The organism is Streptomyces sp. NPDC028368 (assembly GCF_055565615.1).
Window position 1 is genome coordinate 605,863 of record NZ_JBVHTY010000002.1, and the last position, 17,559, is coordinate 623,421.

The window sequence follows — 17,559 nt, forward strand, 5'->3', positions numbered from 1 at the left end:
GGATGTCCGGGCGCCGGCCGCGCCTGGAGAGGACACCGGCGCAGGCGGAGCCGGTGCTGCCATGGCCCGCTGTGCTGTGACATTCCTGCCCGCCCAGCCGCCGCGCGCCGGGACGGTGGCCTTCTGGCGGCCTGACGGAGCCCCGCTCCCGGCAGCGGGAGCGCAGCGGGGTGCGACGGGCGCGGTGGAGTCGGCCGGTGAGCCCGCGGAGCTGACCGTCGCCCGTCGCCACGGCAGCGGCGCCCGCGGTCGTACGGTCCCCGCTCTGCTGCTTCCGTTGGCCGAGGCGGTACCGGTGCTGGTCGCGGCCCGGCACGACCCGGCCGCCCATCCGGCCGCCGCCTGCTGGGGCGCGGCCGCTGTGCATGCCCTGCATCTGGCCGCGCGCGGCAGGCTGCTGCCGGGGCTGACGGCCGAGGACATCGACGCCTGGCGCGCCGGCCCCCTGGACCCCGATGACATCGCGCACCTGCGGGCCGTCGCCGCGGCCATGCCCGGCGAGGCGTATGCGGTCCCGGACCCCGACAGTCGCCCGCTGCGGCTTCCCGACCCGGCGGCGCTGGTCCGCCTCTTCGTGGACGCCGTCGTCGATACCCTGCCGCGCACCCCCGCCGCCGAGCTCGTGGCCGGCGCCCCGTTCGCGGCGGGCACGCCGCAGCGGCTGCCCGGCGCCCGGGAATGGGCCGCCGAGGCCGCGGCCGGTATCGACGCGGGCGTACGGCTCTCCCTGCGCCTCGACCTCGCGCCGCACAAGCTCTTCGACGGCGGGCAGGGCAGCGGGCCGGACGCCGAGGAGCGCAGCGCGGCGGCCGTCGTCCTGCAGGTCCACAGCCTCACCGACCCGACCCTGGTCGCCGACGCCCGCCGGCTGTGGGAGGGCGAAGGCCCCGACCACTTCGGGCCGCGGTCCCGCATCGACACCCTCCTCGCGCTGCGGCGCGCGGCCCGCGTCTGGGGGCCGCTCGCCCGCCTCCTGGAGCGTCCGGTTCCCGACGTACTCCCGCTCGGCGAGGACGAGTTGTACGACCTGCTGGGCCCGGCCGCCGCACGACTGGGCGCCGCCGGCGTGGCCGTCCACTGGCCCAGGGAGCTGGCCCGCGGGCTGACCGCCGCGGCGGTGCTGCGCCCGGCGCCGGGTTCGGCCGCGGACGGCTTCGGTTTCTTCGACGCCGACCAACTGCTGCAATTCCGCTGGCAAGTGGCGATGGACGGCGAACCGCTGACCGAGGCGGAGATGGACGCCCTCGCCGAGGCACACCGCCCCGTCGTCCGGCTCCGCGACCAGTGGGTCCTGGTCGACCCCGCCCTCGTACGCAAGGCCCGCAAACGCGAACTGGGCTATCTGGACCCGGTCGACGCCCTCGCCGCGACGCTGGGCGGCACCACGGAGGTGGACGGCGAAGAGGTCGAGGTGGTGCCCCTGGGCGCCCTCGCCGCGCTGCGCGGCCGCCTCACCACCCCGGCGCCGCCGCTGCCCCAGCCGCCCGGACTGCGGGCGACCCTGCGCGACTACCAGCTGCGCGGCATGGCCTGGCTCGACACCATGACGTCGATCGGCCTCGGCGGGTGCCTCGCCGACGACATGGGCCTGGGCAAGACCATCACCGTCATCGCGCTCCACCGGCACCGCCGGCCCGCCGCGCCGGTCCTCGTCGTCTGCCCGGCCTCCCTGCTCGGGAACTGGCAGCGCGAGATCGAGCGCTTCGCCCCCGGCACGCCCGTACGCCGCTTCCACGGCACCGGCCGCAGCCTCGAAGGCCTGGCCGGCGGCTTCGTCCTGACGACCTACGGGACGATGCGCAGCAGCGCCGCCCAACTGGCCGCGCAGAGCTGGGCATGGGTGGTCGCCGACGAGGCGCAGCATGTGAAGAATCCGCGGTCCTCGACGGCCAAGGCGCTGCGCAGCATCAAGGCACCGGCCCGGATCGCCCTCACCGGCACCCCGGTGGAGAACAACCTCTCCGAGCTGTGGGCCCTCCTCGACTGGACGACTCCCGGGCTCCTGGGGTCCCTCAAGACGTTCCGTGCGCTGCATGCCCGTGAGGTCGAGGGCGGCGAGGACCCGGAGGCGGCGGACCGGCTGGCCAGGCTGGTGCGCCCGTTCATCCTGCGCCGTAAGAAGTCCGACCCCGGGATCGCGCCGGAACTTCCGCCCAAGACCGAGACGGACCATCCGGTGGCGCTGGGGCGCGAACAGGCCGCGCTGTATCAGGCCGTCGTCCGCGAGACGCTCGCCCGGATCGAGGCCGCGGACGGCATCGCGCGGCGTGGCCTGGTGATGAAGCTGCTCACGTCCCTCAAGCAGATCTGCAACCACCCCGCGCAGTACCTCAAGGAGGCCGCGCCGGGCCTGGCCGCCCGCTCCGGGAAGCTCGAACTGCTCGACGAACTCCTCGAGTCGATCCTCGCCGAGGGCGGCGCCACCCTGGTCTTCACCCAGTACGTGGGGATGGCCCGGCTGCTGGAACGGCACTTGGACAGTCGCGGCATCCCGCATCAGCTTCTGCACGGCGCCACCCCCGTCGCCGAGCGGGAGAAGCTGGTCGACCGCTTCCAGTCGGGCCGCGCCCCGGTCTTCCTGCTGTCCCTCAAGGCGGCGGGCACCGGCCTCAACCTCACCCGCGCGGGACATGTGATCCACTACGACCGCTGGTGGAATCCGGCGGTGGAGGAGCAGGCCACCGACCGCGCCTACCGCATCGGCCAGACCCAGCCCGTCCAGGTGCACCGGCTGATCGCCGAGGGCACCGTCGAGGACAACATCGCCCAGCTCCTCACCGCCAAGAGGGCACTGGCCGACGCGGTGCTCTCCGGTGGCGAGCGGGCGCTCACCGAGCTGTCCGATGCCGAGCTGGCCGATCTCGTCTCCCTGAGGAGGCCCGGATGAGCGGAATGGACCGCACGGACCGCACGGACCGCACGGACCGCACGGGCCGAAGGGGCCCTCGCCCGGCCGCCGGCGATGACCGTGGCCGCGGCCTCGCGGACCGGCTGGCGCGTGCGGACCGTTCGCGGACGTTCCCGCCGCTGCCGGCCCGCACCGGTGCCCGTGGACTGTTCGCCGAATCCTGGTGGGGGAGCGCCTGGCTGGACGCGCTGGAGGCCACCGCCCTCGACAGCGCCCGGCTCGCCCGCGGCCGCGCCTACGCCAGGGACGGCCATGTCGACACCGTCAACGTCACGCCGGGCCGCATCGTCGCCACCGTACGCGGCAGCCGCCCTCGCCCCTACAGCGCCGAAATCCGCCTGCGGACCCTCTCCGGCGAGGAATGGGAGACCCTGCTCGACGCCATCGCCGCGGAACCCGCCCGGCTCGCCGCCCTGCTGGCCAAAAAACTGCCCAGCGCACTGGCCGAGGGGGAGGTACGCCTCCTCCCGGGGCCGGGCGATCTCGTTCCCCGCTGCTCGTGCCCCGACCACGGGTGGCCCTGCAAACACGCCGCCGCGCTCTGCTTCCAGGTGGCCCGCCTCCTGGACGCGGACCCCTTCGTCCTGCTGCTGATGCGCGGCCGCGGCGAGCGGGAGCTGCTCGATGACCTCTCCCGCCGTCATGCCACGCACGGCGTCCGGGAGAGCCGGGCCGGCGCCCCCGAATCCGCCGCCCCCGCCGGGCCCGGAGCGACGCCCCTGCCGGCGCCGCCCGCCACGCCTCCCGGCGTCCTCGCCCGCGACGCCCTCGCCGACGGCCTCCGGCCGCCGCTCCCGCCGCCCCTGCCGGTCCCCGCCCACCCCGGCCGGCCGCCGGCCCTCCCCGATGCCGACGGTCTCCCCTTCGACGCGGCCGCCCTGGAATTCCTGGCCGCCGACGCCGCTGCCCGCGCCCACGCCTGCGTCACCGCCGCCGCAAGTCCGGCCCCCGGCGGTGAACGGCGGGCCCCGCGCAGCCCGTTCCCGGAGCTGTCCCCATGGGAGGACGCCATCCGCCTGGCCGCCACCGCCCACCCCACCGCCGGACTCACCTCCGCCACCCGGGCCCTCTACCGCGACCTCGCGGCCGCCACCGGCCGCACACAGGCCGAGGTGGCCCGCTCCGTGGCCGCCTGGCGCCAGGGCGGACCCGAAGGACTCGCCCTCCTCGACACCCCCTGGAACCCCCCGGCCGGCGACTTCGACCGGGCCCGCAGCGCCCTGCTCGCCGCGGACCTCCCGGCCCTGCGCCCGCGCCACAACCACCTCACCGACCCCGAGCGCGGCATCCAGCTGCGCTTCGGCCACGACAACCGCTGGTACCCCTACGAGTCCGAGCCCGGCGCCGAGGACTGGTGGCCCACCGGGCCGGCCGACCCCGACCCCGTAGGCGCCCTGACCACCCTGCTCGCGCGATGACTAACCTCAAGTCCGTGGAAGGCCTCGACACACTCACCCGATCCCTCGCCCGGCGCACCCCACAGCAGCTCGCCGCGCTCCTCACCCGCCACGCCGAGCCGCTCGCCCGCCGCCCCGCACCCACCCGGCTCCGCGGTCTGGCAAGCGCCCTGTGGTCGTACGAAACCCTCCACCAGCTGGTGATCCACCTCGACCACCCCCGGCTGCAGGTGCTCGCCACCACGGCCCGGATCAGCCAGGAACGCACCGGGCGCGCCGCCCCCGGACCCGCCGCCCCCGCCCCCGGTGCCGACTATCAGTCCCTGATGGCACACCGCCTGTCCTTCGCCCACCTGGCCGGCGAACCCGTCCCGGCCCAGGACGTCTACGAAGCGCTCGGCGCCGGCCCGCCGGGTCCCGCGCGCACGGTCGCCGAGGCGGCCCTGCGGGCGCTGTACGAGGACGGCCTGGCCGCGCCGGCCGAGGACGGCACCATCGTCGTCCCGCCGCGCACCCCGCAGCTGCTGGCCGCCCATGACCTCGGCCCCTTCGTCGCGCACGTCCCGCGGCCCGCCCCCAAGGCCGGCCCCGCCGTCCCCGTAAGGGCGCTCACCGCGGACTCGCTGACCGACGAATCGCGGGCCGCCGCGGCGACCCTCGCCGCCACCCTGGAGCGCCTCCTGGCCTCTGTGGCGACGCAGCCCGCCGCGCTGCGCAAGTCGGGCGGCCTGACGATCCGTGAGATCAAACGGCTGGCCAAGGCGTCCGGCGCCACCGAGCCGCACACCCGGCTCCTCCTGGACCTGGCCCTGGCCGCCGGCCTGATCGCGCTGACCCGTACCCCGGCGGGCATCACCGCGCTGCCCACCGGCGCCTACGACGACTGGCTCGCCCGCCCGCCGGGCGAGCGCCTCGCGCCCGTACTGGCCGCCTGGTCCGCCCTGTGGGCCGTCCCCACCCACACCCCCTTCGGCGAGACCCCGACCGCGCTCGTACGGGGCCATGACCGCCATGCCCCGCCGCTGCGGCATGCCCTCCTGGCCGCGCTGGCCACCGTCCCCCTGGGCGCCGGAGCCCCCCTGCCGCCGTTGCCGCCGACGGCATCCGCCGAGGAAGGCCCCCTGCAGAGCCTCCTCGCCGCCGCGGACTGGCACCGCCCCCTGGCCGTCAGGGCACAGCCGATGGCCGAGGACCGCGCCGCCCACACCCTCCACGAAGCGGCCTTCCTCGGCCTCACCGCCCACGGCACCCTCACGCCCCTGGGTCGGGCCCTCCTGGCCGACCCGTGCGCCCTCGACGAGCCGCTGCGGAACCTGCTGCCGCCGCTCCTCGAGCAGGCCCACTTCCAGGCCGATCTGACCGCCGTCGTCGCCGGCCGCCCCGCCGCCGCGCTCGACGCACTGCTCGCCGCGGCCGCCGACCGCGAATCCGAGGGACACGCCGTCACCTGGCGCTTCACCCCCGCCTCCGTACGCCGCGCCCTGGACACCGGCCGCACCGCCGACACCCTCCTCGCCGACCTCGGCGCCGCCTCGGTGACCGGCGGTCTGCCGCAGCCGCTCAGCTACCTCATCCAGGACACCGCCCGCAGCCACGGCCGGATGCGTGTACTGCCCGCGGCCTGCTGCATCCGCTCCGACGACGAGGCTCTCGTCCGGGAACTGGCCGCCCACCGCGCCCTGCAGGCCCTCGGGCTGCGGGCCATCGCCCCCACCGTCCTGGTCAGCGGCCGCCCCCCGGCCGCCACGGCCGAGGCCCTGCGCGCGGCGGGCTACGCCCCCGCCCTGGAATCCGACACCGGCGCGACGACGGTCGAACGCCTCCCCACCCACCGCGCCAAGGCCCCTGCGCCGACCCGCGACCCCGGGGCCCCGCTCGTCCTCGCCCACCGTCTTCTGGCGGAGGCCGACGGCGCATGACCCGCCGGCGCTCGGCCCGTTGGCCGGCCGGGGCCGGCCAACGGGGGCGCCTACTCGTACTCCGTGCCGCCCTTGCGCGTCAGATACCCGCCGCCGACCACCTTGGCGATGGCGCGGCCGCCCACCACCGGGCTGTAGCGGTCGCCGAGCGGCCGGACCACCACACCCTCCCGGATGTGCACCGCGCGCCCGGACAGCGTCTCGCGCCCCTCGGCCAGCTCCATCACCCGCCGCGCGTCATACGGGCCGGTGAACAGCGTCGGCACCACCGGAAGCCGCCCCTCCAACGCCTTCACCAGCTCCTCCGGCGTCAGCCAGCGCACCTGCCCGCCGACCTCCGCCGAGACATCGAAGACCGCATACCCGGGCTCTGCCCGGCGGCTGTCCGCGCCGTACCCCAGATCCTGCACGCCATCGCCGTACACCTCGCCGAAGATGCCGACCCGCGACGCGCCCAGCTCCACGGCCAGCTCCGCCGCGACATGCGCCGCGCCATGGGCGCGTACCGCCCGCCAGTACAGGTTCTTCGGGTCCTCCACCAGGGCCAGTCGCTGCGCACCCAGCCCCTTGGACGTGATCTGGACGCGATCGTGGCCGGCATCGTAGGTCAGGCAGCACGCGGTGCCGTGCACCTTTTCCGTGACCGCGACCGGCTCGCCCTCGGTGAACACCTCCGGATAGCGCTTCAGATTCTCGATATCGATCCACGGCAGCAGTCCGGGCGCCGGCTCGACCTCACCGCTCATAGAAACCGGCACCGGCGGCACCCACTTCACGATCCCGAGCTCCGCCGCGAAGTCCGTGCCCTCCTCGCCGGCCCGCGCCAGATCCGTGCCCTCCAGTGCCTTCGGCCGGCAGACGATGCCCTGCGACAGCTCGCCGCGCAGCCGGATCGCCTTGACCCGGTCGGCCGCGGAACCCGCCAGCTTGCCGGTCAGCCCCAGCTCGGCCACCAACTCCTGGGGGAGTACCGCCTGTTCGGGTATGTACAGAGCGAAGTCGCCGGTGTGGTAAGCCCCCTTGGCGACGACGGCGCGGTACAGCCCGACCTGGGCGAGCTCCAGCGCATCGGCGTTGGGATGCTCATGAATCGCTACCTTCTCGACCGTGACGCGCAGCGTCGACATGCCCGATCCCCGTTTCTGTTCACAGCGGTTCCGGGACGCTGCGTGGAGCGGCGCCCGGTCACCACTGTGATCGACCGACGGGTGCCGGGCGAACGGATTTTCCCTGCCGGGCGCGGCGGGCCGTCAGCGTCCGGCCGGTTTACGCCGCCCGGCCGGGGCCTGCGTGGTGAGGGGCACCGTGCCGGGCAGCCGCGCGAAACGGGCCGCGGGCAGGCCGGGCTTGACCACGTCGACATAGGCGCGGCAGACCGGGGGGCGGCCGATGGCGGTGCCGAGGACGCCGCTCACGGCGCCGCGTACGAACCGGGTGGCCGCCGAGGGACGTGGCCCGGCGGGCGCGGAGGGGAGCTCCGGGCCGGTGGCCGTCCAGGGGGCCCGGGAGATGCGCGCGAGGGACTGCTGCACGGCGCGGGCGAGCGCCGGATCGTCCAGCCCGCGCCGGCGCACCGCCTCGCGCAGCACAAGGGCGCTGTGGGCGGCGATCGACAGGCCCTGACCGTAATCGGGGGTGAACGCGGCCACCGCGCCGCCCAGGGCGACGAACCCGGTGGGCCAGGACGGCAGCTGTTCGTAGCGCCGCAGGCGGCTGGCGGTGTCGCGGGTGACGCGGACCTCGCTCAGCGGTTCGGCGTCGGCTATCAGGTCGCCGATGACGCAGTGGGGTATACGGCGGGCGAACGGCACAAAACGGTCGGCGTGTTCGGTCGGGCACTCGTCTCTGGTGCCGGTGAGAGTGACCAGCCAGCGGCCGCCCTCAATGGGGACCAGGGTCGCCGTACGTCCGGGGATCCGGTGGCTCCCGGAGCTCGAACGGGCGGTGATCACCGGACAGTTCGCGGTGCCGGCCGGGGCGCGGAAGATACGGGTGGCGGCGACGATGCCGGCGTCGGCGATCTCTTCGCGTACGGCGGGCAGGCCCAGCGCGGTGAGCCGGCCGGGTGTGCTGGAGCGGTGACCGGTCGCATCGACGACGAGGTCGGCGTCCAGACGCCGGGCCCGGCCGGTGACGGTGTCCCGGACGCGCACCCCGGTGATGTGTTCCGCGGTGCCGGTCAGATCCTCGCCTTCCGTTCCGTCGAGGACGGTGACTCCCGGGAGGGCCGTCACCTGTTCGCGGACGGTCCGCTCGAGCAGATCGCGGGAGCAGGCGATCACGCACTGCGCGGGCCGGCGGGATAACCAGCCCTGCGGGGCGAGGCCGGCGGGCCCGGCCGGCAGCGGCATGGGGCGGGCGCCCTGGGCCAGCCACCCCTCGACGACGCCGGGCAGCAGCTCCTCCACCGTCCGGGCACCGTCCGCGGACAGCAGATGCGCGTGCCGGGCCTGCGGGAGGTCGGTGGGCCGGGCGGGGGCGCGCGGCAGCCGGTCCCGTTCGACGATGACGACATCGGCGTACGAGGCCAGCGCCGCGGCGGCGAGCATCCCGGTGAAGCCGCCGCCCAGCACCACGGCGAGATGCGGGTGGGTGAACTCGAGCCCGGTGGTGCTCGTACTGCTGTAGGCGTTCATGGGCAGTGCCTTTCTCGGCGGGGGCGCGCCGTTCCCCGGCGGTAGCGGGTCGCCTCCAGAAAGGGCGGTGCCGCGTTCATGCCGGAGTGCCGGCGCGCGGCGGCGATGACGGCGTCGGTGGCAGCCGTGATCGTGGCCGTCAGCGAGGCGGGCAGGGATGCGGAGGCGGAGCGCAGGAGGCGCAGCGGTGCCGACGGCAGTGGTTGCGCCCTTTGAAGGTCCCGGCAGGCCGGCGCGAACGCCGGCCTGCCGCCCCCCGATTTCCCCATCATGATTCCCCCTCAGGCCGTGCCCGCCCCACCACACGCCGGGCCGCCCCCTCCGCCACCCGCCCGTATCACCGGGTGGAGCGGACCAGTGCGACTGCCTCGCGGAACGCGCACCGTGCCTGGGGGCGCGGCCGTCACATCCGGTCGGCGGCGGACACATTTCCGGATCGTAGGCGGCGGCGATCACTTCCGGTAGCCGGAAAAAAACGAAGGACGCGTAGGAGCCACCCCGGGGATACCGATGGGTAGATCTCCTGCAAAACGGCGCAATGGGAGGAAAGCTGGACATTGCTTTCTCGCGTCGTGAGAAAGCTGCCGGATATGCGTCGTGAAAGGCGGGAAGACGGCGCGTGAAAGGCCGGATGGTTGGCGCGAATTGATCGGGTGACCGCGGTCCGCCGGGCACCGTGCCTACCCTGTGCGGGCACAGCACCTGAGAACCCGAGGGAGAGTCGTGCGCGCGATTGTGATGCGAGAATTCGGCGGCCCGGACGTGCTGCGGTTGGAGGACGTGCCCGAGCCCGAGCCCCGGAGTGGCCACACGCTGGTCGACGTGACCCTCGCCGGCATCAACTACGCGGACGTGCACGTACGGGACGACTCCTACCTCGCGCCCGTCGAACTGCCCTACATACCCGGCAACGAGGTCGTGGGAACCGTGACCGGCGGCCGCCGCGTCGTCGGGCTGACCCGGGGCGGCGGATACGCCGAGCGGACGCTGCTGCACCGCCGCGTCACCTGGGACGTGCCCGACGCCGTCACCGACGAACAGGCCGTCGCGCTCGCCCTCCAGGGCAACAGCGCCTGGCATCTGCTGTTCACCTCGCTGCGCATCACCGAGGGCGAGACCGTCGTCGTGCCGGCCGCGGCCGGCGGTGTCGGCTCGCTGGCCGTCCAGCTCGCCGCGCAGGCCGGCGCCAAGGTCATCGCGCTCGCCGGTTCCGAGGCCAAGCGCAAGCTGGCGACGGAGCTGGGCGCCCACGCGGCGGTGGACTCCACGGCACAGGACCTGACACAGCGCATCATGGCAGCGGCCGGCGGCCCCGTGCAGGCGGCGCTGGAGATGACCGGCGGAGACACCTTCGCGCGGACCCTCGCCGCCGTCGCTCCGCGCGGCCGGCTGGCGGTGTACGGCTTCGCCGGCGGCGAGCCGGCGAGCGTGCCGGCCCGGGACCTGATGGAGCGCTCCATCACGCTCTGCGGCTTCTGGCTGCCGCAGCTCTACGCGGACCGTACGGCCCTGCCCACCTCCATGCGGGCGCTGTTCGACGCCGTGACCGACGGCCGGCTCAAGCCGCTGACCGGCGCCCCCTACGCGCTCGGGGAGGCGGCGCGGGCGCACCACGATCTGGCCGCCCGCACCCCGACGGGCAAGCTCGCCCTGGACGTCACCCGGTAGCCGGGGGCGCGGAACGGGCACAACGGCTCCGGGAGAGTGCCCCGCGGCCGTCCGCCCGGGGCGGCAGCGGGCGCCGCGGGTGAGGGGAGGGCCGGCTCGCACCACATATGCCGTGCGCCTTCGGGCGCGGAACACCGCCAGGGGAGAGAACACACGATGGGCAACAGCACCAAGGTGTCGGGAGCCACGGCGCCGTCGCGGACGTCGGGATCCAGCCATGCCGAGCGGGTCTTCCTCGTCCAGACGGCCTTCGCCGAACTCGGCGGATCCGCTCACGGGCCGGGGGAGATAGCCGAATTCACCGGCCTGGACGACTCCGTCGTCTACCGCATCCTGCAGTCCGGTATCTACCAGCGCATCTTCGAAAGGGTGGACCGCGGCCTCTACCGGCTGCGGACCTCCGCCGCCCAGCTGGCCTTCACCGCGCTCGACCACCGCCTCGACGGCGATACCTCGCGGTCGGTGCTGCGCGCACTGCGCGAGGCCACCGACGGCGGGCTGGCGTTCCTCTACATGGTCGCGCCGTTCTCCGGCGCGCAGCGCCAGTGCATCGACATGGCCGTCGGCGACTCCGACCTCGCCGAGCTGGGGATGACGCCCCGCGATGTGCTGTCCGTGACCCGCTCGCTGCGCACCGGCGCCTCCGGCCGGACGATCCTCGCCTACCTGCCGGAGGTGCTCCAGCAGCGGGTGCTGGCCGAGCCCGTACCCGACCAGGCGGGTCCCGGCGTCTTCCGGGACAACGCCGCGCTGCTGAGATCCCTGGCGGAGGTCCGCGACCTCGGCCACGCCCTCGGGTACGAGGAGTGCATGGCCGGCTGGAACTCCTGCGCGGCACCGATCATGTGGGACGGCTCCATCATGGGCGCGGTCCTCCTCCTCAAGCTCAAGTCCGTGATGCCGCAGGCGCCCGACAGCGTCATCGAGGCGACGAAGGAGGCGGCGGCCGAACTCAGCCGCTACGGAGCCGCCCGCCCGGCCACGGACGGGACCTGAACCGAGGACACCGGCCCGGCCACTGGTCATGACGCGGGCCGCCTCTCTACGGTGACACCGGCAGCCGGATGACCGGCGGACATGACGCAAGGGGGCCCGATGGAAGCGGAGTTGGTGGCGCTCGCTACGGCGGGGGCGACGACGCTGGTGCAGCAGATGGCGACGGAGGGCTGGGGGGCCGTACGCCGGCGAATGGTGTCCTTCCTCGCCCGGCGCCGGGGTGTGGACGAGGAGGCGCTCGAGGGAGAGCTGGAGGAATCGCGCGCCGATCTCGCCACCGCACGGGAGGAGGGCGACGAGGAGGCCGTGGCGGACGTCACCGCGGCGTGGAAGATGCGGCTGCGCCGCCTGCTGCGCGACGACCCTGAGGCCGCGGCCGAACTGCGCGCCCTCCTGGACGAGTTGCAGCCCCGACAGGACCGGGGGCCGGCGCCCGGGGTGAGCAACTCCATCGTCGGCGGGGTGCACCACGGCCCGGTGATCCAGGTCGGCACCGTCTCCGGCGGCACGATCGGCGTGCCGCCGGAGCGTCCGGCGCCCCGCTGACCGGGCGCGGCCCCTGCCCGGCGGCCGGGCACAATGGCGGGGTGCGGTTCGAAGCGATCACCTGGGAACGGCTGACCGACGCGCTCGCCGGGCACATCGCCGCGATGACGGCGAAGGACGGAAGCCCCTGGCTGCGGGTCGCCCTCGACGGGGCTCCCGCCCCCCTGCTCTCCGCTCCGCTCGAGCAGGGGGTATCCCCGTCGTCCCCGGGCGAGCTGGCCGGGCGCCTCGCCGAGGCGCTGCGGATCCGGGGGCGGGCGGTGCACAAGGCCGGCACCTTCGGCTTTCTGCGCCCCGCCTCCCTGCGGCTGGAGTACGGCCACGAGGACCCCGATGCCTACCACGACGAGTGGTTCGACCGGCGGGCCCTGTGGCGCGAGGTGTTCCGGCCGCTGGAGCCGGGCGGCACCGGGCGCGTGCTGGCGGACCTGTGGGACCCCGTCGCGGACCGGGCCACCCGCAGCGGGTACGTGGAACTGCCGCCCGGTGGTGTCCTGTTGCTGCACGGGCCGCTGCTGCTCGGCCATGGGTTCCCCTTCGATCTCTGCGTGCACCTGAAGTTGTCGCCCGCCGCGCTCGCCCGTCGTATGCCGCAGGACCAGCACTGGACGCTGCCCGCGTTCGCCCGCTACGAGGCCGGGACGCGGCCGGAGGAGATCGCGGATGTCGTCGTACGGGCCGACGACCCACGCCGGCCGGCCTGGACCGGGCTGCGCTGAGCGCCGCCGGGCCCCCGGGCGTCAGACGAGCTGCCGGATCTCGCCGCGGACGCGGTAGAAACCGCCCGAGGCCGGCGACAGTCCCTCGACGGCATACCGCACCCCGGGGCGGCGTATGTGGCGGGGGAACTGGACGTTCCAGGACGGCTCATAGCCCTCGGAGACCACATGGACCCGCAGCCGGCCGCCCTCCTGCACGCACTCCACCACGATCCCGGAGGCCGCGGCGGCGGTCACCGTCTGCACGGTGGCGGACGGCGTGTACGTGGGCAGTGCGGCGGCAGACTTGACGTCCCGGGCGACGGGGACCGTGCCCGACCGGGCGGCGGCGATGGCCGCGTCGCTCGCGTCCACGCACACCAGAGAGCCGTCGGTGGTCACCACGTACAGCTTCTCGTCCAGATACTGCATCGACAGCGCCGAGCCACCGCCCGTGCCCAGCTTCCACAGCCGGGTGCCGTCGGCGGCGAAGCAGTACACCGAGGAGGCCGAGTCGCCGGCGAAGACATAGCGGCCGCCCGGGGCGGTGGCGCACGAGTAGACGACCGTGTCGCAGAGGTAGGTGGCTTCGACGGCGCCGGTGTCCTTCGCCAGCCGCTGGACGACGCGCCGGTCCGTGCCGGCGTACACCGAGCGGTCCTCCTGCCAGCCGAAGAGCACCGCGCCCTGGGTCGGGGTGTGCCACAACTCGCCGCCGCCGTCGGCGCGATAGGCGCTGACGCCGCGGCGATGGCCGTGATAGACGGCGTGTTCGTCGCGCCGCACCATCCAGGCATGCTCGCCCGCGCTGCGCCGCGACCACTGGTACTCGTCCTCGTGGTCGATGACGGTCAGCCCGCCGTTGCGGTCGGCGACATGCAAAATGCCCTCGTGGATGTCCAGCCAGAAGATGTCGACGTCGGGCGCGATGCCGTAGGCGGCGAACGGCAGCTTCGAGGACAGGTCGTAGACCGTGCCGTCGTCGCAGCCGGCGTAGATCCAGAAATCGTCCGCCACCAGGCACTTGACGCCGTCGGGGAGCTGATAGCGGGCGAGCACCTCTCCGTCGTGGCCGAGGGTGTAGACATCGCCGTTCTGGTTTCCCACCCAGCAGCGGTCCTCGGCGATATGGATCCCGAACGCCGAGGCGCCCGTACGGAACCGCCACAGCACCGGCGCGACCGCACGCGCCGTCGACGGCGCGGAGGTCACCTGACGCCGCGTCACCGCACGGGCCGCGCGCTGCCCCTGTATGGCCGGCGCATAACCCTTGCGGACCTTCTCGCCGATCTTCCTGGCGGCCGCGGCCTGCGCCTTCTCCCGCGTGGGGAACGTCGAGGTCTGCTGCTGGCCGGCCGCGCCGATCCGGCCGTAGCGCACCGAGACGACCGTGCCGGACACCGACACCTCGTAGAACTTGTGGGCCCCGCCGTCCTCTTGGGACAGCTCCAGATACGTGGTGGTCTCGGACATGGTGAACTCCCCTCCCCGGGCGGTCCCGGCGACCGTTTCCCCCGCTGCTGAAAACCGTACGGCCGACCACTGACAATCGGCCGTCGCCCGTCGCCCGTCGCCCGTCGCCCGTCGCCCGTCGCCCGCCGGCCGCGGACCGCTGATCACCGCGCCGGCGACGGAGGTTAGCGTGAGGCCGTGACCACTTCACCCACTTCATCGAACGCATCCGAGGAGTCCGCGGCGCTGCCCGGCCGCGCGGGGCCCACCGCGACCGCCGAGGCCCTGCCGCGCTCCGTCGGCACCGTCCAGACCTCCTACGCACCCGACCACGACGGCGACCCGGACCCCGGCGAGATCGTGTGGACCTGGGTGCCGTACGAGGAGAACGACGGCCGCGGCAAGGACCGGCCCGTCCTCGTCGTCGCCCGCGAGACGCACGGCACCCTGCTGGCCGTGCAGCTGTCCAGCAAGCGGCACAACAACGACCGGGAGTGGGTCCCCATCGGGGCCGGCCCGTGGGACCGCGCCGGGCGCGACTCCTGGGTGGCGGTGGACCGGGTGCTGCGGGTGCACCCGGAAGGGATGCGGCGCGAGGCCTGCGCACTGGACCGGGGCCGCTTCAACCTGGTCGTCAACCGGCTGCGCGAACGCTACGGCTGGCGCTGACGGCCCCGGACACCGGAGGCGGTCAGACGTCCGCCAGGGCCAGGAGCCTGGTGACGGTGTTCCAGTTGCGGGCGGTGGCCGTCACCCCGAGCGGGGCGCGGCTCACCGCCGCGGCGAGCTTGGAGCGGCCGATGCCGTCCGGGCACCACAGGTACAGCTCGCGCCCGATCAGCCGGAACTGATCGGGCGCGAAGGCCGCCCCGCCGAGCGCGTCCAGCCGGGAGGTGTCGGCCGGCTCCGCCGCCAGAAAGGTGACATGCAGGCTCTTGGGCTCCGCCACGGCCTGCGGAAACGGATTCGCGGCGACGGCGGCGGCCAGCTCGTCCCGGGTCCGGACGACGACCGGCACCGTAAGGCCCAGGTCGGCGGCGATCTTGTCGCCGATCAGCCGGGCCGTCTCCGGTGGCGCGGTACCGGGGTCGGCGAAGACGATGTTGCCGGTCTGCAGCAGGACGGAGACGTCCCGCAAGCCCAGGGACTCGGCCAGCTCCAGCTGTTTCGCCTTGGGGAAGGAGTTGTGCCCGCCGACGTTGATGGCGCGGAGCAGAGCGATCTGACGGGACATGGCACTGCCCTTCGTAGGAGCCGGACGCCGGCGGGAGAGGGGGACACGGTCAGAACAGCGGCGCGGGCAGGACGCCCTCCAGCGCGAGCAGCAGCCGCTTGGCCTCCAGGCCGCCGCCGAAGCCGCCGATCCCGCCGTCGCCGGCCACGACCCGGTGGCAGGGCACGACGACCGGGAGCGGATTGGAGCCCATCGCCGCGCCCACCGCGCGGGCGGCACCCGGCTCCCCGACCCGGTCGGCGAGGTCCTGATAGCTGACGACGCTGCCGTAGGGGACGCCGTCGGCCAGGGCCTGCAGGACCCGGGCGTTGAAACCGGACGACAGCGACCGGTCCAGGGGCACCGTGAAGGTCCGCAGCTCGCCGGCGAAATAGGCGGTGAGCTCGGCGGTGGCCGTCGCCAGAGGGGATATCCCGGGGAGCGGCGGCCCGCCGAAGCGCTGCTCCAGTCGGGTCAGCTCACGCCGGCACGTTCGCTCGTCGGCATGGAAGGCCACCCGGACCAGGCCGTCCGCCGTCGCGGCCAGCAGCAGCGGCCCGATGGGCGTCTCCAGCCGCGTCCAGGCCCAGTCCCGACGGGGTGCGCGGTCCGCGTCCGGCCCCGGGCCCGGCGGCGTCGCCGGGCCGGCGGCGTGCTCAGAATTCGTCACGTGATCAGAGTAGGTCCCGGCACCGACAATGCGCCGGTACAGCCGCGAACGGGAGCGGGCGGGAGAGCGCTTCCGCTGCCCGCCCCGCCCCCTCCCGCCGCCCGTCCGGCGCGGTCAGTCGTCGCTGGTATCCAGCGCCTCGCGGATCTCGTCGGCCTTGTTGCTGATGATGCCGTCGGCACCCATCCGGGCGAGGGCGATGGCTTTCGCGCCGTCGTCCACGGTCCAGGTGAACAGCTGCAGCTGCCGGCCGTGCGCGCCCTTCAGGCCGTGGACGGCGTCGGCGTAGGCGGGGGTCACCGTCGTGTAGTTGGGGTTGATCTGGTCGCAGAACTCCGCGTACTCGGGGAGGTCGGCGACCGACGGATTGCCGAGGAAGCCCGTCTTGATGTCCGGCCGCAGGCCGTGCACCGTCTTGATGGCGTCGGCGTTGAAGCTCTGGATGATCAGGCGGCGCTTGACGTGGCTCCTGTCCAGCCAGCCCTGGCGGCGCAGCTCCGTCAGGGTCTGCAGCTCGATGCCCGGGTAGAGCTCCGGCGACTTGAGCTCCAGCAGGAGCCGTTGGCCGTTCTCCTCGACCTCGTCCATGTACTCCTCGAGGGTGGGCACCCGCTCACCCTCGAACTTCGGGCTGAACCAGCTGCCCGCGTCCAGCTTGTCGATCTCGTTGAGGGTGAAGTCCTTGACGTTCCAGGGCTTCCGGTCGGGGAAGACCTGTTCGACGTTGGTGGTCCGGGCCAGCGTGTTGTCGTGCAGGATGACCAGCTCGCCGTCCTTGGTGCGCTGGACGTCGTTCTCGACCCAGAGGTCGCCGAGCCGCCGGGCCGCGTCGATGGAGGCGAGGGTGTTCTCGGGGGCGTGCGTCGGGGCGCCGCGATGGGCGATGGTGAGCGTCCTGTGCCCGCCGGTCGCGGCCTGCGCGGCGGAGGCGGGGAGGACCAGCGAGGACAGACCCATGAGCGCACCGGCGACGACGGTGGCGACGGGGCGAATACGCATACGGACTCCTCGTGACGTCGGGGGACGTGAGCTGACCTGGAGTGACGTGCACCGGTCATACGGGTGGAGGCTCGCAGCCGGGCCGTAGCGGTAGGTGGTCGGAGGATGGCCGGGGACTGAACGACAAGCGGCCGGTCTTCCGTGTGTGAGCGCCGTAGTTGCAGGATGCCCGTAACCGCAGTGCCACAGACGTGCGCCCGACGCCGTCCAACTTGCCGGAGCCACGGCCTGCGCGCATCTCGACCGATGCCTCGTCACCCGTCGCGCTTGTGACCGGTTTTGCCCCACGGGCTCAGGCCCCCTCGCGCCCCGGTCACCCCCGCCGCACCCGGCTCGGGGCCGGTCCCGGCGAGGTCAGCCCCGCCGGACCGCGCCGCCGGCCCCACCCGGCCGAGGGCCGGAGGCGGCCGCGGCGAGGCGGCGCGAGCCGGCCGGCCAGATCCCGCACCACGATGCG

14 protein-coding genes are annotated in these 17,559 nt (G+C 74.2%); 8 read left to right on the forward strand and 6 right to left on the reverse strand.

Annotation, left to right across the window (positions count from 1 at the left end):
• Nucleotides 1–61 precede the first annotated feature (61 nt).
• The 3 genes from ACZ4S3_RS06205 to ACZ4S3_RS06215 are packed head-to-tail and all read left to right on the forward strand — an operon-like array spanning nucleotide 62 to nucleotide 6,224.
• Nucleotides 62–2,887 carry a DEAD/DEAH box helicase gene (locus ACZ4S3_RS06205; RefSeq protein WP_467926657.1) on the forward strand — a complete coding sequence of 942 codons (2,826 nt, stop codon included), beginning with the start codon at nucleotides 62–64 and terminating at the stop codon, nucleotides 2,885–2,887.
• Nucleotides 2,884–4,326, forward strand: a complete 1,443-nt coding sequence (locus ACZ4S3_RS06210) for an SWIM zinc finger family protein (protein ID WP_467926660.1) — start codon at nucleotides 2,884–2,886, stop codon at nucleotides 4,324–4,326. Before ACZ4S3_RS06205 ends, ACZ4S3_RS06210 begins: the two co-directional genes overlap by 4 nt.
• Nucleotides 4,323–6,224: a helicase-associated domain-containing protein gene (locus tag ACZ4S3_RS06215; protein WP_467926664.1), complete on the forward strand. Its 1,902-nt coding sequence runs from the start codon at nucleotides 4,323–4,325 to the stop codon at nucleotides 6,222–6,224. Before ACZ4S3_RS06210 ends, ACZ4S3_RS06215 begins: the two co-directional genes overlap by 4 nt.
• Before the next feature lie 50 nt (nucleotides 6,225–6,274).
• On the opposite strand, the gene ACZ4S3_RS06220 is transcribed toward ACZ4S3_RS06215, so the two are convergent.
• Nucleotides 6,275–7,351: an RNA ligase (ATP) gene (locus ACZ4S3_RS06220; RefSeq protein ID WP_467926667.1), complete on the reverse strand. Its 1,077-nt coding sequence runs from the start codon at nucleotides 7,349–7,351 to the stop codon at nucleotides 6,275–6,277.
• Nucleotides 7,352–7,474: 123 nt separating this feature from the next.
• Nucleotides 7,475–8,860, reverse strand: coding sequence for an FAD-dependent monooxygenase (locus ACZ4S3_RS06225; protein ID WP_467926670.1), 1,386 nt, complete (start codon nucleotides 8,858–8,860; stop codon nucleotides 7,475–7,477).
• A gap of 723 nt (nucleotides 8,861–9,583) precedes the next feature.
• On the opposite strand from ACZ4S3_RS06225, the gene ACZ4S3_RS06230 reads away from it, so the two are divergent.
• The 4 genes from ACZ4S3_RS06230 (at nucleotide 9,584) to ACZ4S3_RS06245 (ending at nucleotide 12,789) form a co-directional block, all read left to right on the forward strand.
• Entirely contained in the window at nucleotides 9,584–10,528 is a 945-nt protein-coding gene (locus tag ACZ4S3_RS06230) for a quinone oxidoreductase family protein (protein WP_467926673.1), read from the forward strand.
• Nucleotides 10,529–10,684: 156 nt separating this feature from the next.
• Nucleotides 10,685–11,524, forward strand: a complete 840-nt coding sequence (locus tag ACZ4S3_RS06235) for an IclR family transcriptional regulator domain-containing protein (RefSeq protein ID WP_467926678.1) — start codon at nucleotides 10,685–10,687, stop codon at nucleotides 11,522–11,524.
• A 99-nt stretch (nucleotides 11,525–11,623) separates the two neighbouring features.
• Complete coding sequence (locus ACZ4S3_RS06240; protein ID WP_467926682.1) at nucleotides 11,624–12,070, forward strand: hypothetical protein; 447 nt, start codon at nucleotides 11,624–11,626, stop codon at nucleotides 12,068–12,070.
• Between the two features lie 41 nt (nucleotides 12,071–12,111).
• A complete protein-coding gene (locus tag ACZ4S3_RS06245; RefSeq protein ID WP_467926684.1) occupies nucleotides 12,112–12,789 on the forward strand; it encodes a nucleoside/nucleotide kinase family protein in 678 nt (225 codons plus the stop codon).
• 21 nt (nucleotides 12,790–12,810) lie between these two features.
• Here the strand turns inward: ACZ4S3_RS06245 and ACZ4S3_RS06250 are convergent, their stop codons facing one another.
• On the reverse strand, nucleotides 12,811–14,241 hold the full coding sequence (locus ACZ4S3_RS06250; RefSeq protein ID WP_467926688.1) for a WGR domain-containing protein: 1,431 nt from the start codon (nucleotides 14,239–14,241) through the stop codon (nucleotides 12,811–12,813).
• 177 nt (nucleotides 14,242–14,418) lie between these two features.
• On the opposite strand from ACZ4S3_RS06250, the gene ACZ4S3_RS06255 reads away from it, so the two are divergent.
• Nucleotides 14,419–14,889, forward strand: coding sequence for a type II toxin-antitoxin system PemK/MazF family toxin (locus ACZ4S3_RS06255; RefSeq protein ID WP_467926692.1), 471 nt, complete (start codon nucleotides 14,419–14,421; stop codon nucleotides 14,887–14,889).
• A 22-nt stretch (nucleotides 14,890–14,911) separates the two neighbouring features.
• On the opposite strand, the gene ACZ4S3_RS06260 is transcribed toward ACZ4S3_RS06255, so the two are convergent.
• From ACZ4S3_RS06260 to ACZ4S3_RS06270, 3 genes are all read right to left on the reverse strand, one after another.
• Nucleotides 14,912–15,454, reverse strand: coding sequence for a DUF1697 domain-containing protein (locus tag ACZ4S3_RS06260; protein WP_467926697.1), 543 nt, complete (start codon nucleotides 15,452–15,454; stop codon nucleotides 14,912–14,914).
• Nucleotides 15,455–15,503: 49 nt separating this feature from the next.
• Complete coding sequence (locus ACZ4S3_RS06265) at nucleotides 15,504–16,103, reverse strand: methylated-DNA--[protein]-cysteine S-methyltransferase (RefSeq protein WP_467926702.1); 600 nt, start codon at nucleotides 16,101–16,103, stop codon at nucleotides 15,504–15,506.
• Nucleotides 16,104–16,217: 114 nt separating this feature from the next.
• On the reverse strand, nucleotides 16,218–17,102 hold the full coding sequence (locus tag ACZ4S3_RS06270; RefSeq protein WP_467926707.1) for a glycerophosphodiester phosphodiesterase: 885 nt from the start codon (nucleotides 17,100–17,102) through the stop codon (nucleotides 16,218–16,220).
• Between the last annotated feature and the right edge of the window lie 457 nt (nucleotides 17,103–17,559).

Bases quoted from the DNA above. Each gene is read 5' to 3' on its own strand.
- ACZ4S3_RS06205 (WP_467926657.1), top strand. From the start codon at position 62: ATGGCCCGCTGTGCTGTGACATTCCTGCCCGCCCAGCCGCCGCGCGCC.
- ACZ4S3_RS06210 (WP_467926660.1), top strand. From the start codon at position 2,884: ATGAGCGGAATGGACCGCACGGACCGCACGGACCGCACGGACCGCACG.
- ACZ4S3_RS06215 (WP_467926664.1), top strand. From the start codon at position 4,323: ATGACTAACCTCAAGTCCGTGGAAGGCCTCGACACACTCACCCGATCC.
- ACZ4S3_RS06220 (WP_467926667.1), bottom strand. From the start codon at position 7,351: ATGTCGACGCTGCGCGTCACGGTCGAGAAGGTAGCGATTCATGAGCAT.
- ACZ4S3_RS06225 (WP_467926670.1), bottom strand. From the start codon at position 8,860: ATGAACGCCTACAGCAGTACGAGCACCACCGGGCTCGAGTTCACCCAC.
- ACZ4S3_RS06235 (WP_467926678.1), top strand. From the start codon at position 10,685: ATGGGCAACAGCACCAAGGTGTCGGGAGCCACGGCGCCGTCGCGGACG.
- ACZ4S3_RS06240 (WP_467926682.1), top strand. From the start codon at position 11,624: ATGGAAGCGGAGTTGGTGGCGCTCGCTACGGCGGGGGCGACGACGCTG.
- ACZ4S3_RS06250 (WP_467926688.1), bottom strand. From the start codon at position 14,241: ATGTCCGAGACCACCACGTATCTGGAGCTGTCCCAAGAGGACGGCGGG.
- ACZ4S3_RS06260 (WP_467926697.1), bottom strand. From the start codon at position 15,454: ATGTCCCGTCAGATCGCTCTGCTCCGCGCCATCAACGTCGGCGGGCAC.
- ACZ4S3_RS06270 (WP_467926707.1), bottom strand. From the start codon at position 17,102: ATGCGTATTCGCCCCGTCGCCACCGTCGTCGCCGGTGCGCTCATGGGT.